We start from the raw sequence: 15,440 nt of genomic DNA on the forward strand, positions 1-15,440 counted from the left end.
CCCGGTGGCGCGGGGTCGGCGGTTCAAGGACCAACCTTCTCATCACTGGCGGCCCGATCCCGGCCATCCGCGCTGCTGTCGCGCGGTGTCCGTGCAGGACCGTCCCCGGCGGGGTCGCCGTCGGCACCCTCGGAAGGATCTTCGGAAGGATCTTCGGAGGGAGCCTCGGCGGCGTCCTTGTCCGGGTCCTCGTCCGGAGCCGGCGCGCCGCCCGCCCCGGTGTCCCCGATCGGCTGGTCGCCGTCCTCGTGCGGCTGCCCGGCCCGCCGCTTGCGCTGGCGGACGAAGCGCAGCGCGGCGAGCAGCAGCAGGACGACGCCGCCGGCGAAGACGTACAGCACGCCGTTGGTCACCGAGGTGACCTCCACCCGGAAGTCCTTCGCCTCGCCGTACGGCCGCGAGTTCGGCCCGGTGGTCCAGAGCTGGGCGGTCATCAGGACCGGGCCGTTGTTGCGCGCCTCGGCCTGGAAGCGCACGGTGACGCTCTGCGCGGCCGGGATGACCAGCTCCTCCTCCTTGCCGACCCGGAGCCGGTTGGGCTGGTGCGAGGTGAGCACCAGCTTGAGGTTGGTGACCGTCTGGGTGAGGTCGTTGCGGACGCTGACCTGGAGCTGGCCGGTGTTCCCGGCGAGGGTGACCACGCTCTTGGGCGGCACCTTCACCGCGTCGGTCAGCTCCTTGAGGTACTGGGCGACGCCCTTGCGGTAGGTGCTGCCGTCCGGCGCCTGGGTGCGCCACTCGGTGGACAGCGACCGGACCATGGCGGCGCTGAACGGTCCGCGCACCCGCTGCGGCAGGGTGAGCACCTGCATCAGGGTGTCCAGGTCGTTCTGGATCTTGTCGGTGCCGCTCAGGTCGGCCGCCGGCAGCTCGGACGCGCGGGCCTGGGCCGGGTAGTCGGTGGCGGCCGGGACGGCGGTGGTGGCCCCCGGGTCCGGCGCGGCCTGCGCCAGCACGTCCAGCTTCACCGGCTCCACCCACTTGCCGGCCGCCGTCTGGAGGGCGTTCGCCAGCACCTTGGCGGTGTTCGCGGTCAGCTCGCGCGGCGGCATGACCAGCAGGCCGCGCTGGTTCTGCGGCTGCTCGTGGGTGATCGCGTAGGTCTCGGCGAGGAAGCGCTGGGTCGCCTGGGTCTGCGCCTGCGGGGTGTTCAGGTCGGTGTCGAAGAGCGCGGAGACGGTGTCGTCGGCGACCACGGCGCTCTGCCCGTTGCCGATCGGGCGCACCGCGGTCGGGGTGTGGTTGAGCGTGTCCGGCTCCGGCATGCTCGTGCCGTTCACCAGCACCAGGCTGCTGCCCGCCTGCTGGGTGATCCCGGCGATCTGCTGGTCCAGGTAGCCCTGGTACGGCCAGGCGACGTCGGAGCGGGTGTCGACGGCCAGCCGGCCCTCGACGGTCAGCCGGCCCGCGGTGGCGGCCTTGTTCAGGGCGGTGCTCATCCCGGTCAGGTCGGAGCCGTTGTGGGCGATCGAGGCGACGTCCGGGTCGGCGTACGGCAGCGACACCACCTGGTTGCCGGACTTGGCGACGGCGGCCCGCAGCTTGTCCAGCCAGGCTGTCGCGGCGGCCGTCCCGGTGCCCGGGACGGTGTTGTCGTCCTTGGCCGGCTTGCCCGACTCCTCGGTGTTCGGCTTCTGCACCCGGTACGGCTTGGTCATCGCGAACGCGGCGTCCAGCAGGTCAGGGTCGATCACCCAGGTCAGTCCGGAGAGCTTCGACCCGGTGTCCACCAGCTCGTAGAGCCGGCCGCCCGGGGCGAAGTCGGTGGCGAGGCTGTCGTTGCGCAGGACGGACACGGTCTGGTCGTTGTCGGAGGTGGTCTGCGCGGCCAGCACCGGCCCGTGCACGAGCGGCCAGAGCGTGGCGATCCTGGTCGGCTGGGCGTCGCCGGGGTTCGCGTTGTACGTCAGGAAGGTCCGGGCGATGCCCAGCGCCCGGTCGCGCTGGTTTTCGGCGGTCGCGCCCCAGGCGTCCACCGCGAGTTCGTAGACGCCGTCGCCGCTCAGCTGGAGGTCGTTGACCGCGACGCCGAGGGTGTACGGCTGGCTCTGGCCCGGGCCCAGCTCGGGCAGCGCGTACTGCGGGCTGTCCAGCTCCACGCCGTCCTGGCCGATCGGGGTGGTGCGGGATGCCACCCTCGACAGCTCGCTGCGCTGCTGCAGCGGCTTGCCCGACCACGGCTTGCGCACGGCCGCGTGGGCGCCCTTGAGCACCGACTTGCCGCCGTTGGTGACGTGCCCGGTGATCGTCACGGTGCCGTTCGGGGCGGCCACCTGCGGGCTCACCGTGTCGATCGTCATGACCACCGGGGACTCGGCCGAGACCCCGCCGTCCGCCTCCGGCACGGAACCCCCGGCGGGCAGTGCGACGGCCGGCGCGGCCGTGAACAGTGCCAGCGCGGCCCCCAGGGCGGCCGCGAGCCGCCGGGCCGTGCGGCGCCCCGGCCGCCGCCCGTCGGCGGGGCTCCCGGGCCGTCCAGGCCGTCCGTACGCTCCCAGGCCCGAGTGCCGTGCCGGCTCACTCACTCGTTTCGCCCTCGCCGTTCTCGCTCGCTGCTGATGAATGCTGTTCGCTTGGTGCTGTTCGCTTGACGCTGTCCGCCCGCTCGATGCCGCGGATGATCCGCGGGCCGAGGCGATCGGCCGTGCGGAGCAGCCGGGAAAGGCAGCCGTGAAGAGTGCGGCCTCCGGTCGCCCGGCCGGCCGTGGTGGCCCGCGGCACCGCATCCCCTGTCCGGTGCCCGAGACTCGTCCACCGGCATGGTAACGATGCAGCCCATGGTGCGGTGTTGCGGGCCTTGGGGTGAGACGCCCAAAACGCGCGGGCGGTTGACCTGCCGGGGCACGTACCCTTGTGAGCCGTGTCCACTGCCAATGAGCCCACCGCCGCCACCCATCCTTCCAGCACCGCGACCCAGGTCGTACCGGGCCTGAGCGAGGCCCAGGCCTTGGGACTGCAAGAGCTGCTGCGGGTGTCGCCGGTCGCCGACGAGATCGCCCGCCGGTTCCAGGCGGCCGGCCACCGGCTGGCGCTGGTCGGCGGCTCGGTGCGGGACGCGCTGCTCGGCCGGCTCGGCAACGACCTGGACTTCACCACCGACGCCCGCCCGCAGCAGGTCCTCAAGCTGGTCAAGGGCTGGGCGGACGCGGTCTGGGACGTCGGCATCGCCTTCGGCACGGTCGGGGCCCGCAAGGACACCCCGCACGGCTCCTTCCTGATCGAGATCACCACGTACCGCTCCGAGGCGTACGACCGCACCTCGCGCAAGCCCGAGGTCACCTACGGCGACACCATCGAGCAGGACCTGGTCCGCCGGGACTTCACCGTCAACGCGATGGCCGTCGACCTGCCCGGGCGCGGCTTCGTCGACCCGCACCGCGGCCTGGAGGACCTGGAGGCCCGGGTGCTGCGCACCCCCGCCACCCCCGAGGAGTCCTTCTCCGACGACCCGCTGCGGATGATGCGCGCCGCCCGCTTCGCCGCCCAGCTCGACTTCGACCCGGCCCCCGACGTCGTCGCCGCGATGACCGCGATGGCCGAGCGGATCACCATCGTCTCGGCCGAGCGGGTCCAGGCCGAGCTCAACAAGCTGCTGCTGGCCGCCCACCCGGTGAAGGGCCTGCGGCTGCTGGTCGACACCGGCCTGGCCGGGTACGTGCTGCCCGAGCTGCCCGCGCTGCAGCTGGAGAAGGACGAGCACCACCGGCACAAGGACGTCTACGAGCACTCGCTGACCGTCCTGGAGCAGGCCATCGACCTGGAGCAGGACGGCCCCGACCTCACCCTGCGGTTGGCCGCGCTGCTGCACGACATCGGCAAGCCGCGGACCCGCCGCTTCGAGTCGGACGGCCGGGTCTCGTTCCACCACCACGAGGTGGTGGGCGCCAAGATGACCCGCAAGCGGATGCGCGAGCTCAAGTACTCCAAGGAGCTCACCGAGGACGTCTCGCGCCTGGTCGAGCTGCACCTGCGCTTCCACGGCTACGGCGGCGGCGAGTGGACGGACTCCGCGGTGCGCCGCTACGTCACCGACGCCGGGCCGCTGCTGGAGCGCCTGCACAAGCTCACCCGATCCGACTGCACCACCCGCAACCGCAAGAAGGCGACGGCGCTGGCGCGCACCTACGACGGCCTGGAGGAGCGGATCGGCGAGCTGAAGGCCCAGGAGGAGCTGGACGCCGTCCGCCCGGCGCTGGACGGCAACCAGATCATGGAGCTGCTCGGCCTCAAGCCCGGCCCGCAGGTCGGCAAGGCGTACAAGCACATGCTCGAACTCCGGCTGGAGCACGGCCCGATGGAGCACGACGAGGCGGTGGCCGCGCTGCGCGCCTGGTGGGCGGAGCAGCAGGGCTGAGCCGTGCGATGAGCTGAGCCGTGCGACGAGGGGTGGTCCCGGGACCCGGGACCACCCCTCACGTGTGTCTGCTCAGTTGTTGATGCTCTGCAGGCAGAGGACGTAGCTCAGGGCCGGTGACCCGGAGTACTTGCGGATGTAGTTGCTGTCGGCCTTCGGCTGCTGGTCGCAGACCTTCTCGTCCGAGGTGGCCAGGTACTTCCAGAGCACCTTGTACTGGGCGCGCGAGTCGCTGCACGCCAGCATCGTGATCCTGGGGTTGGGGTCGTGTGTCGCGGTGGTGCCGTTCTCGTTGCGCAGGCAGTCGCCCGCCTTGGCCTGGTCGATGACCTCCGGCGTCGCGACGGGGACGGGCGGCAGGGTCGGCGTGACCAACGGCGGGAGCGTGTACGTCGGCATGGGCACCGGCTGCGGCGAATAGGTGGGCATCGGCGGCACCGACACGCTGGGCATCACGATCGGGTGGACCGGGCCGGGGTCGTTCTTGGGGGACAGGGCGCCGGTGGCGATCAGGGCGATCACCGTGATGATCCAGCCGGCCGGCAGCAGCAGCATGAACATGTGCGGGCGCTTGGACAGCGGGACGCCGGGGTCGAGCTGCGGGCCGTGGGTGCCGGGGGCGGGCGGCGGCAGCTGCTTGATCTTGTTGTGGGCGCCCAGGTTCAGCAGCAGGGTGACGATCGTGAAGACCGCGCCCGGGTAGCTCCACCAGCCCTGGACCAGGGTGCGGGCGGACATGTTGCGCACGGTCGCGTCGCCGCAGACCCGGCAGAACGGCCCGTGCTGCTTCAGGAACCGCATGATCACGATGATGCCCTGGTGCCCGCGGACGGTGGTCTCCACGGCGGGGAAACCGCCGCAGAACCGGCAGACCGGGCCGCCGCCCTGGGGCGCCGCGGCCGGGTAGCCGTAGCCGGGGGCCTGCTGGGGGTAGCCGTACGCCTGGTCAGCCGGCGGCGTACGGGTTGGCGTCGTTGGGCGGCGGGGCGCCGTAGGGCATCTGGGGAGGCGGAACGGACAAGAGGTCCCCCGGGGAAGAGGTGACGGTGACGGAGTAAGGAGAGGTCAGGACGTCCCGACCGGCGGGACGCCGGCAGGGCGCAGCGGGCCGAGGCAGAGCACGTACCGCTTCTTGTTCCAGCGGCGGCCGCTCTTGCCGGAGACCGTGCTGGTGGTCCCCGGCGTCTGCCGGCAGCGGTTGGTGTCGGTGGTGTCGTCGAACTTCGACAGCACCCGGTAATTCGCCTTGGAATCCGTGCACTTGACGATTTCGACATCGCGCGAGCCGCCCACCCGGACGCAGTCGCCCGGCTTCGCGCTGCTGACGCTCGGCCCGCTGACGAAGTACCCGACGGCGATCACGATGGCGCTGAGGACGACGCCGACGAGCTTCAGCCTGGACCGGATGCTGCGCTTCCCGGCCGGCCCGGTGGCGGGCGCGGCGGGCTGCGGGTAGCCGTTGGGGCCTGCGGGTGGAGCCGGGTGACCGTACGGCGGCGGAGCCGGCTGGCCGTACGGCTGCTGTTGCGGCTGACCGTACGCGGGCGGCGGCGGCCCGTAGCCGGGCGGTCCTGGCTGCGCGGGCACCTGCGGGGGCGGGCCGTACGGCTGAGCTCCGTACTGCGGCGGAGGGCCGTACTGCGGGGCCTGCGGGGGCGGCCCGTACTGCGGTGGCGGCCCGAACGGGCCGGGCGGTGTGCTCATCAGGTAGTCCCCCGTGACCGAGTGCTGTCGCTCCGACAGGTCTGACGTACCTTAGCGACCCGCTCGGACGCTACCCGTTTCGAGGCCCCACGGGATGTCAGGAGGTCCGGTCACCGGGCAGCGGCCCGGACCGCCGGGCCGCCCGGAAGTAGAGGACCGCCGTCAGCGCGTACACCGCCGCCACCCCCACGACCACCGCGACCGACCGGCCGGACAGCGGCAGCACCAGTGCGGTGACCAGGGCGGCTGCCACAAAGGCCACGTTGAAGAGCACGTCGTAGATGGCGAACACCCGGCCGCGGTAGTCGTCCTCGACCGACTCCTGGACCACGGTGTCCGCGCAGATCTTGGTGCCCTGGGTGACCACCCCGAGCAGCAGCGCCGCCGCCAGGCAGGGCACCAGCGCGAAGCTCAGCCCCAGCGCGGGGACGAAGACCACCGGCGCCACCAGGCAGGCCGTCATCCAGCCCGCCAGGCCGAGCCGGCGGGTGCACCACGGGCTGACCACCGCGGCGATGAAGAACCCGGCGGCGGACAGGCCGACCGCCTGGCCGAGGGTGACGAGCCCGGCCGCGCTGTCGGTCGGGCTGTTGAAGGTGTACCGGGCGAGCATTACCACGACCACGATCAGCACGCCGTAGCAGAACCGGGCGGCGGTGACGGCGGCCAGCGCGTGCACGGCGGGCCGGCAGTCCCGCACCAGGTGGCGGACCGCGGCGCCGAGTTCGACCGTGGCCCGGACCAGGGCCTGGCCGAGCGCCGGGTGGTCGCCGCGGTGCTCGGGGCCGAGCAGGTCGCGGTCCATCCGGCGGGCGGCCAGCGCGGCCGACAGGTAGAGCAGCGCGGCCACCGTGACCAGCGCGGCGTCCGCCTTCGGCCCGGGGGTCATCACCTGGTGCAGCAGGAAGCCGATGCCCCCGCCCAGGGCGGCGGCGACGGTGCCGAGGGTGGGGGAGAGGGCGTTGGCGGTGACCAGCTGCTCCTGCCGCACCACGCGGGGCAGGGCGGCGGAGAGGCCGGCCAGGATGAACCGGTTGAGCGCGGTGACCAGCAGCGCCGAGGCGAAGAACAGCCAGGTCGGCGCCTCCGCCAGCAGCAGCGCCCCGGTGGCCAGCCCGAGCCCGAAGCGGGCCAGGTTGCCGATGTAGAGCACCTGGCGGCGGCGCCAGCGGTCCAGCAGGACCCCGGCGAACGGGCCGATCACCGAGAACGGGAGCAGCATCACGGCCAGCACCGAGGCGATGTCGGCGGGGGAGGACTGCTTCTCCGGGGAGAACACGACGTAGGCGGCGAGCGAGACCTGGAAAACGCCGTCCGAGAGCTGGGAGAGCACCCGGGCGGTCAGCAGCCGCCGGAAGTCGCGGCCCCGGAGCAGATCGAGAAGCGTGGCGTGGTGCGCGGACTGGTGGGTGCTGCCGTTCTCGGTGATCGCCACCCGCCCAGAGTGCCATGGATCCGGCCGCTGTTTCACGTGAAACATTCGCCGAAAAACGGTGAAGGGCCCACGATCTCGTGATCGTGGGCCCTTCCGAGCGGCTATGAGCGGCTATGAACCGTCAGCAGCGTTTAGCGCTCAGCGCTCAATAGTCGCGAACTTCGCTTTGCTCAGCGCTCAGTACTCGACAGTCGCGAACTTCGCTTTGCTCAGCGCTCAGTACTCGACAGTCGCGAACCTCGCTGCGCTCAGCGCTCGACCTCGCCGCGGATGAACTTCTCGACGTTCTCCTTGGCCTCGTCGTCGAAGTACTGCACCGGCGGCGACTTCATGAAGTAGGAGGAGGCCGACAGGATCGGGCCACCGATGCCGCGGTCCTTGGCGATCTTCGCGGCGCGCACCGCGTCGATGATGACACCGGCGGAGTTCGGGGAGTCCCAGACCTCCAGCTTGTACTCCAGGTTCAGCGGGACGTCACCGAACGCGCGACCCTCCAGGCGGACGTACGCCCACTTGCGGTCGTCCAGCCAGGCCACGTAGTCCGACGGGCCGATGTGGACGTTCTTGGCGCCCAGCTCGCGGTCGCGGATCTGCGAGGTGACGGCCTGGGTCTTGGAGATCTTCTTGGACTCCAGGCGCTCGCGCTCCAGCATGTTCTTGAAGTCCATGTTGCCGCCGACGTTCAGCTGCATGGTGCGCTCGAGGATGACACCGCGGTCCTCGAACAGCTTGGCCATCACGCGGTGCGTGATGGTGGCGCCGACCTGGGACTTGATGTCGTCACCGACGATCGGCACGCCGGCCTCGGTGAACTTGTCCGCCCACTCCTTGGTGCCCGCGATGAACACCGGAAGGGCGTTCACGAAGGCGACCTTGGCGTCGATGGCGCACTGGGCGTAGAACTTGGCGGCCGCCTCGGAGCCCACCGGCAGGTAGCAGACCAGGACGTCGACCTGCTTGTCCTTGAGGACCCGGACGACGTCGACCGGGGCCTCGTCGGACTCCTCGATGGTCTCCAGGTAGTACTTGCCCAGGCCGTCGAGGGTGTGGCCACGCTGGACGGTCACGCCGGTCGGCGGCACGTCGCAGATCTTGATGGTGTTGTTCTCGCTGTTGCCGATGGCGTCGGCCAGGTCGAAGCCGACCTTCTTGGCGTCGACGTCGAACGCGGCGACGAACTCCACGTCACGGACGTGGTACTCACCGAACTGGACGTGCATCAGCCCGGGGACCTTGCCGGCCGGGTCGGCGTCCTTGTAGTACTCGACACCCTGCACCAGCGACGCGGCGCAGTTGCCCACGCCCACGATGGCTACGCGAACCGAACCCATTCCGGTTGCTCCCTGTGATCTCATGAGGACCGCCGAGGTCGGCGGCACTCGTCCTGCTTCTTCGATGACTGCTTGTACGGGCGCGAGGCGCCCACTCCTGCCGCGTGGCACAGGGCTGACGCGGTGTCAGCGCTCCTGGGCGGAGCGCCCCGGGCGGTCGTACGGTGGCCCGGGCGGGTCCACGGACCCGTCCTCCTGGCCACGGCCGTCCGAAGTCTTGGGGGGTACGGCGGTGGTGTTCCCGCCGGTGGCGGGCCCGGTCCGGCCGGTGCGGTTGGCCCGCTCGGTCTCGATCAGCTCGTTGAGCCACCGGACCTCGCGCTCCACCGACTCCAGTCCGTGCCGCTGCAGCTCGACGGTGTAGTCGTCGAACCGCTCGCGGGCCCGGGCCAGCGAGTTGCGCATCCGCTCCAGGCGCTCCTCCAGCCGGCTGCGGCGCCCTTCCAGGACCCGCATCCGCACTGCCCGGTCGGTCTGGCCGAAGAACGCGAAGTGGACGCCGAAGTGCTCGTCCTCCCAGGCGTCGGGGCCGGAGTCGGCGAGCAGTTCCTCGAAGCGCTGCTTGCCCTCCGGGGAGAGCCGGTAGACGATCTTGGACCGCTTGCCGTTGAGCGCGGTGGCCGGGACGTACTCGACGTCCGGGTTGTCCTCGACCAGGAAACCCTGGGCGACCAGGCTCTTCAGACAGGGGTAGAGCGTTCCGTAGGAGAAGGCACGGAACGAACCGAGCAGCACGTTGAGCCGCTTGCGCAGCTCGTACCCGTGCATCGGGGCGTCATGGAGCAGGCCGAGAACGGCGAACTCCAGCACTCCTGAGCGCCTGCCCAATGCTGTCGTCCTCCTTCCCTTCGACCGGTGTCCGGCCGCCGTGTCCGGCGGTATGCCGCTTCGATGTATCGGCTCGATATATCGAGAACAGTAAACCTGGCCCTCGAAAGGGGCAAGGGGGGCACGCGTGAATGTGATCACAAGCCGACGCGCGGGGATGGTTGGCAACGGGCGTGTAATGATCTGTCGCCGTTTTGCGGTTATTGGCAGCTGATGCCCGATTAGTTGTGATTCTCGGCTGCGTACGCTGTCGCGTGTGCACGAGGACCACCTCCGGGGTTAGGGCGGTTGGCGGGCATCGAACGTGAACCCTGCCTTCAGGCTGGAACCGCCTGGCGAGGAGTGGCTGCAACATGAGCGAACGACGGCGAAGGTCGCCCAACCCGGGCGGTGACGGGCAGCAGCCCCCGGGAGGCGGAGGCCGTCGGGGCGAACCCGGTCGCGACGAGCTGAGCTCGGAGGGAATGGGCCGCCGGCGGCCCTCGGGCCTGCGGGAGACCGCTCAGCAACCCCGGATGACCCGTGCCGAGATGCGCAAGGCCGGGCAGAAGGGCGGCGACGGTGGTCGGCGCGGTGCCGCTGCGGCGGCGGCCTCCGGCCCCGGCAAGAAGCGCTTCATCGACTACCCCCGGTGGGGCAAGACCGGCGTCCGGCGCTGGCTGCCGTCCTGGAAGCAGTGGCTGAGCGCCTTCCTGCTGTTCTTCGCCACCGGCGTGGGCCTCGTGTTCTACCTCTACCAGACCACGACGGTCCCGCAGCTCAAGGACCTGGTGAAGGACCAGAACACCATCTACTACTGGGCCGACGGTTCGGAGATGACCCGCAAGGGCGAGACCAACCGTCAGATCGTCGAGCTCAACGACATCAGCCCCACCCTGCAGAACGCCGTGATCTCGGCGGAGAACGAGACCTTCCGCACCGACAGCGGCATCGACCCCAAGGGCATGCTGCGCGCCGTCTACAACATGGCGAAGGGCGGCCAGACCCAGGGTGCCTCGACGATCACTCAGCAGTACGTGAAGAACGCCTACCTGAGCCAGGAGCAGACCCTGAGCCGCAAGCTCCGGGAGTTCTTCATCACGCTGAAGCTCAATCAGCAGAAGAGCAAGGACGACATCCTCAAGGGCTACCTCAACACCAGCTGGTTCGGCCGCGGTGCGAACGGCGCCCAGGCCGCCGCCCAGGCGTACTACGGCGTCGACGCCAAGGACCTCAACCTCTGCCAGAGCGCCATGCTGGCCGGTCTGCTGAAGGGCGCGACGTACTTCGACCCCACGAACCCGGCCAACAAGCCGCGGGCCGAGGACCGGTGGAAGTGGATCCTCGACCGGATGGTGATCACCCACAACGCCACCCCCGAGGAGCGCGCCAAGTGCACCACGTTCCCGGACCCGATCGCGTCGAAGACCTCCAGCAACATGAACGGTGAGGTCAGCTACCTGGTCGACACCGTCAACAAGTACATCGTGACCAAGGACCCCTCGATCACCCCGCAGCTGATCGACAAGGGCGGTCTGAAGGTCTACACCACCTTCGAGAAGGACAAGGTCGACGCCCTGAAGAAGGCCGTCGACGGCGTCAAGGCCGAGACGCTCGACCCGCAGAAGCGCCCCGACAACGACAAGTTCATCCAGTTCGGCTCAGCCAGCATCCGCCCCGGCGACGGCGCGATCGTCGCCCTCTACGGCGGTGACGGTGTGGAGAACGGCCACTTCGACAACAACGCCGATGCGAGCGGTGTCCAGGTCGGTTCCACCTTCAAGCCCTTCGTGCTGGCCACCGCGATGCAGGTCGGCGTGCAGACCGCCAAGGGCGACGACGGCAAGCCGAAGCGGATCAGCGCCGACAGCCGCTACCTCGCCGACGACATGTCCCAGATCCGCAAGCCGGACGGCTCCCTGGTGATCGGCGACGACGGCAAGCCCTACCGCCAGAAGAACGAGGACGCCGGCAAGCGCGGCTACGTCTCGCTGCGGCAGGCCATGCAGTGGTCGTACAACGTGCCGTTCGTCCAGCTCAACCAGGACGTCGGCGGCCAGAACGTGGCCGACATCGCCGTGCAGATGGGCATCCGCAAGGACAGCCTGACCGACCCGAAGACCCCGACCTTCCCGCTCGGCACTTCGACCATCAGCCCGATCCGCATGGCCACCGCCTACGGGACGCTCGCCGCCAGCGGCAAGGAGGCCGACCCGTACTCGGTCACCAAGGTCGAGGTGAACGGCGTGGAGCGGCCCGGCTTCAAGAAGCCCGACTTCAAGCAGGCGCTGGAGCCGGCCGTCGCGGACAACGTCACCGACGTGCTGGTCAACGTGGCGAAGAACGGCACCGGTTCGAAGAGCACCGCCCTCGGCCGCCCGGTGGCCGGGAAGACCGGTACCACCGACGAGAACAAGTCGGCCTGGTGGGTCGGCTACACCCCGCAGCTGGTCACCAGCGTCGGGATGTGGCGCGAGGACCCGTCCAACCACGTGCGGCTCTCGCTCAACGGCACCGGCGGCAACAAGTCCGTCCACGGTGGTGACATCCCGACCGAGGTCTTCACCCGGTACATGAAGGACGCGTTGGCGAACGAGAAGAAGATGGACTTCCCGTCGCCGACCCCGATCGGCAGCGAGGTGGACTCCTCGGGCGCCCCGGTGTCGCCGACCGCCACCGCCACGCAGACCATGATCGAGACCCCGTCGGCCCCGGCCACGCAGCCGTCGAACGGCGGCAACCAGCCCCAGCCGGGCGGCGGCAACCAGCCGCAGCCGCCGGTGCCCACCCAGGGCGGCTGCGTCCCGGGCGTCGACTGCCCAGCCCCGCAGCCGAGCCAGCCGACGAAGACCCGCCCCGGTCCGACGAGCAGCTGCGTGGTGCTCCTGTGCCCGTCACCGCAGCCCACAACGCAGCCGACGGACACCACCGCGCCGAGCAAGCCCGGCAAGCCGACGCCGTCGAGTACCTCGACGGGCGGCGCCCAGAGCGCGGGGTAGGTGCCCTGACCCTGGTGCCCTGACCGAGGCCGGACACCGGCCCGGGCAACGACAGGAACGGCGGTGGCGGTCCTCCGCGGAGGCCCCCCACCGCCGTTTCGTCATGTTTCGCCGCCGCCCGCGCAGGCCCGTTGCGGGGGCCTCCTCGTCCTGCCGGGTCGGGTGCGGCAGGATGTCCGGCATGACGTCGAGCGCTCCTGACGAATCCGCCGGCCTGACCGGGCCCAGCGACGCCGTCGGGCCGGCCCCGGCGCCCGTCGCCACGGCCGGCCCGCCGGTCAACACCGTGGTGGTCCCGGCCGACGAGGACGCGGTGGCGGCGGCCGGCAGCGAGGTGTTCGGCGGCCCGCCCGGCCGCCGGGCGCTGCTGGGCGTCTCCTGGTGGATCCCGGCGCGCTTCCTGGCGCTCGCGGTCATCGTGGTCTCGGTGCTCGGCATGGTGCAGAAGGCGCCCTGCTACGAGCAGGCCTGGTTCCAGCCGGGGTCGCCGCAGTACATCCACGCCTGCTACAGCGACATCCCGCACCTGTTCTCCGGCCGCGGCTTCTCGGCCGGGCTGCACCCGTACGTGGACCGCATCCCGGGCAGCTCGGGGGACCTCCAGTACCTCGAATACCCGGTGCTGACCGGCCTGTTCATGCAGATCGCGGCCTGGCTGACGCCCGGCGGCGGCAGCCAGCAGGACCAGGAGCAGTGGTTCTGGGCGATCAACGCGGGCCTGCTGATGGCCTGCGCGGTGGTCGCCGTGGTGGCCCTCTCCCGCACCCACCGGCGCCGCCCGTGGGACGCCCTGCTGTTCGCGCTCGCGCCCACCCTGCTGCTGAACGCCACGGTCAACTGGGACCTGCTCGCGGTTGCGCTCGCCGCCGTCGCGATGGCCTGGTGGGCCGGCTCCCGCCCGGTCTGGGCCGGCGTCTTCATCGGCCTGGCCACCGCCGCCAAGCTCTACCCGCTGCTGCTGATCGGCCCGCTGCTGGTGCTGTGCTGGCGGGCCGGCAAGTGGCGCGAGTTCCGCGCGATGCTGGGCGGCGCGGTCGGCGCCTGGCTGCTGGTCAACCTGCCGATCATGATCGCCGACTGGCAGGGCTGGGCGACCTTCTACGTCTTCAGCAACCACCGCACCGAGGACTACGGCTCGTTCTGGCTGATCCTGATGCAGAACCGCGGGGTCGGGCTGGAGTACCTCAACGCCTACGTCGCGGCGCTGATGGTGCTGGGCTGCGTGGCCATAACGTGGCTGGGCCTCTCGGCGCCCCGCCGCCCGCGGTTCGCGCAGCTGGCCTTCCTGGTGGTCGCCCTGTTCGTGCTGGTCAACAAGGTGTACTCGCCGCAGTACGCGCTCTGGCTGCTGCCGCTCGCGGTGCTGGCCCGGCCGCGCTGGCGGGACTTCCTGATCTGGCAGGCCTGCGAGGTGCTGTACACCCTGGGCATCTGGTCCCACCTGGGCTTCGTCACCGGGTCCAAGCAGCACGGGATCGGCGAGGCCTGGTACCACTTCGCGATCGTGCTGCACCTGCTCGGCACGCTCTACCTGGTCGGCCTGGTGGTCCGTGACCTCCTGCTGCCGGACCGTGACCCGGTGCGCTGGGACGGCAGTGACGACCCGTCCGGCGGGGTGCTCGACCGGGCCCCCGACGTGTTCGTGGTCGGCACCGCCCGGCGGCTGCGCGAGGAGGAGAGCTACGCCGCCTACGCGCCGGCCGGCCCCGAGCAGTGGCTGAACGAGCCCGAACTGCCGGAGCCGGCCGAGAAGGCGTGACGGCCTGACGGTCGGGTCAGCGGTCCACCACGCGGTCGAAGTGCGTGGTGGTGTGCCGGACCTGGAGACCGAGCTCGTCGCCGATCGCCGGCGGCTTGGTCTCCCCGTCCAGGAACAGCAGCGAGACCTGCATGTGCGGGGGCTCGGCGAACCACAGCTGCTTGCCGGCCCAGTGGAACGGCGACTTGGTCTTGTTGACGGTCGCCAGGCCGGCCCGGGCGATGCCCTTGGCCCGCGAGGACATGCCCTGCACGTACTTGGGCGCCTCCAGGCCGATGCCGTGCGCGGTGCCGCCGGCGACCACCACGATGTGGCCGTCGGAGGGCGCCGGGTGCTGGCGGTAGCCGTAGCGGTCGCCCTTCTTCAGCGGGGTGACGTCCAGCACCGTCGCCCGGACCTCCAGCGCGCCGTGGTCGCCCAGCCAGAGCCGGGTGCCGATCCGGGCCCGGAAGACGGTGTCCGGGTAGCGCTGGGCCAGCTGCTCCATGCCGGCCGCGCCGAGGTGGCTGACGAACACGGTGTGCACCGGCACCCCGGCCGCCCGGGCGGTGTCCACCCAGTACGCCACCTCCTCGACCGGGCTGGAGCCGTCCGGCCGGTCCATCGGCAGGTGCAGCGCCAGGCCCTCGAAGGCGACGCCCTCGAGCTCGGCGGCCACCGTCCGCAGGTCGGCCGCGCTCACGCCGTGCCGGCGCATGGTGGTCATGCACTCCAGCACCACCCGGGCGCCGTGCAGCGACCGCAGCGCGTCCACGCTCGCCACCGTCCGGATCACCCGGGCGTGCGGCAGTGGCAGCACCTCCTCGCCGACCCGGTACGGGGTGAGCACCAGCAGCTCGCCGCCGTACCACTCGGCGACGTCGGCCGCCTCGTACGCGGTGCCGACGGCCAGCACCCCGGTGCCGAGCAGTGTCGCCTCCTCGGCCAGCCGGTGATTGCCCAGGCCGTAGCCGTTCCCCTTGGCGACGGGCACCAGGCCGGGGAACTCGGCGAGGACGGAGCGCTGGTGGGCGCGCCAGCGTTCGGTTTCGAGGTAGAGCGACAGCGTCAT

Annotated in this window: 10 protein-coding genes; 3 read left to right on the forward strand and 7 right to left on the reverse strand. The window is 71.0% G+C overall.

Annotation, left to right across the window (positions count from 1 at the left end):
• Positions 1 to 23 precede the first annotated feature (23 nt).
• Entirely contained in the window at positions 24 to 2,525 is a 2,502-nt protein-coding gene (locus KV557_RS16900) for a DUF6049 family protein (protein WP_218201014.1), read from the reverse strand.
• 404 nt (positions 2,526 to 2,929) lie between these two features.
• On the opposite strand from KV557_RS16900, the gene KV557_RS16905 reads away from it, so the two are divergent.
• Positions 2,930 to 4,354: a CCA tRNA nucleotidyltransferase gene (locus tag KV557_RS16905; RefSeq protein WP_218201205.1), complete on the forward strand. Its 1,425-nt coding sequence runs from the start codon at positions 2,930 to 2,932 to the stop codon at positions 4,352 to 4,354.
• Between the two features lie 72 nt (positions 4,355 to 4,426).
• On the opposite strand, the gene KV557_RS16910 is transcribed toward KV557_RS16905, so the two are convergent.
• The 5 genes from KV557_RS16910 to KV557_RS16930 all read right to left on the reverse strand — a co-directional run bounded on the left by KV557_RS16910 (position 4,427) and on the right by KV557_RS16930 (position 9,652).
• The gene (locus tag KV557_RS16910) at positions 4,427 to 5,197 is read right to left on the reverse strand and encodes an LppU/SCO3897 family protein (protein ID WP_218201016.1); all 771 of its coding nucleotides are present in this window, start codon (positions 5,195 to 5,197) and stop codon (positions 4,427 to 4,429) included.
• Positions 5,198 to 5,419: 222 nt separating this feature from the next.
• A complete protein-coding gene (locus tag KV557_RS16915; RefSeq protein WP_218201017.1) occupies positions 5,420 to 6,058 on the reverse strand; it encodes an LppU/SCO3897 family protein in 639 nt (212 codons plus the stop codon).
• Between the two features lie 97 nt (positions 6,059 to 6,155).
• Positions 6,156 to 7,493 (reverse strand): MFS transporter, encoded by a 1,338-nt coding sequence (locus tag KV557_RS16920; protein WP_308129934.1) that lies wholly within the window; start codon positions 7,491 to 7,493, stop codon positions 6,156 to 6,158.
• A gap of 248 nt (positions 7,494 to 7,741) precedes the next feature.
• The gene (locus KV557_RS16925) at positions 7,742 to 8,824 is read right to left on the reverse strand and encodes an inositol-3-phosphate synthase (RefSeq protein WP_218201021.1); all 1,083 of its coding nucleotides are present in this window, start codon (positions 8,822 to 8,824) and stop codon (positions 7,742 to 7,744) included.
• 126 nt (positions 8,825 to 8,950) lie between these two features.
• On the reverse strand, positions 8,951 to 9,652 hold the full coding sequence (locus tag KV557_RS16930) for a PadR family transcriptional regulator (RefSeq protein ID WP_218201023.1): 702 nt from the start codon (positions 9,650 to 9,652) through the stop codon (positions 8,951 to 8,953).
• Positions 9,653 to 10,167: 515 nt separating this feature from the next.
• Here KV557_RS16930 and KV557_RS16935 point away from each other — a divergent pair.
• Complete coding sequence (locus tag KV557_RS16935; protein WP_218201025.1) at positions 10,168 to 12,630, forward strand: transglycosylase domain-containing protein; 2,463 nt, start codon at positions 10,168 to 10,170, stop codon at positions 12,628 to 12,630.
• A 181-nt stretch (positions 12,631 to 12,811) separates the two neighbouring features.
• A complete protein-coding gene (locus KV557_RS16940) occupies positions 12,812 to 14,389 on the forward strand; it encodes a glycosyltransferase family 87 protein (protein ID WP_218201027.1) in 1,578 nt (525 codons plus the stop codon).
• A 16-nt stretch (positions 14,390 to 14,405) separates the two neighbouring features.
• Here the strand turns inward: KV557_RS16940 and KV557_RS16945 are convergent, their stop codons facing one another.
• Complete coding sequence (locus KV557_RS16945; RefSeq protein WP_218201030.1) at positions 14,406 to 15,440, reverse strand: alanine racemase; 1,035 nt, start codon at positions 15,438 to 15,440, stop codon at positions 14,406 to 14,408.

It is taken from the genome of Kitasatospora aureofaciens (assembly GCF_019192735.1).
Classification (GTDB): domain Bacteria; phylum Actinomycetota; class Actinomycetes; order Streptomycetales; family Streptomycetaceae; genus Kitasatospora; species Kitasatospora aureofaciens_A.

Excerpts from the sequence above, each read along its gene's own strand:
- KV557_RS16935 (WP_218201025.1), top strand. The coding sequence starts at position 10,168 with ATGACCCGTGCCGAGATGCGCAAGGCCGGGCAGAAGGGCGGCGACGGT.
- KV557_RS16915 (WP_218201017.1), bottom strand. The coding sequence starts at position 6,058 with ATGAGCACACCGCCCGGCCCGTTCGGGCCGCCACCGCAGTACGGGCCG.
- KV557_RS16940 (WP_218201027.1), top strand. The coding sequence starts at position 12,812 with ATGACGTCGAGCGCTCCTGACGAATCCGCCGGCCTGACCGGGCCCAGC.
- KV557_RS16945 (WP_218201030.1), bottom strand. The coding sequence starts at position 15,440 with ATGACGCTGTCGCTCTACCTCGAAACCGAACGCTGGCGCGCCCACCAG.
- KV557_RS16925 (WP_218201021.1), bottom strand. The coding sequence starts at position 8,824 with ATGGGTTCGGTTCGCGTAGCCATCGTGGGCGTGGGCAACTGCGCCGCG.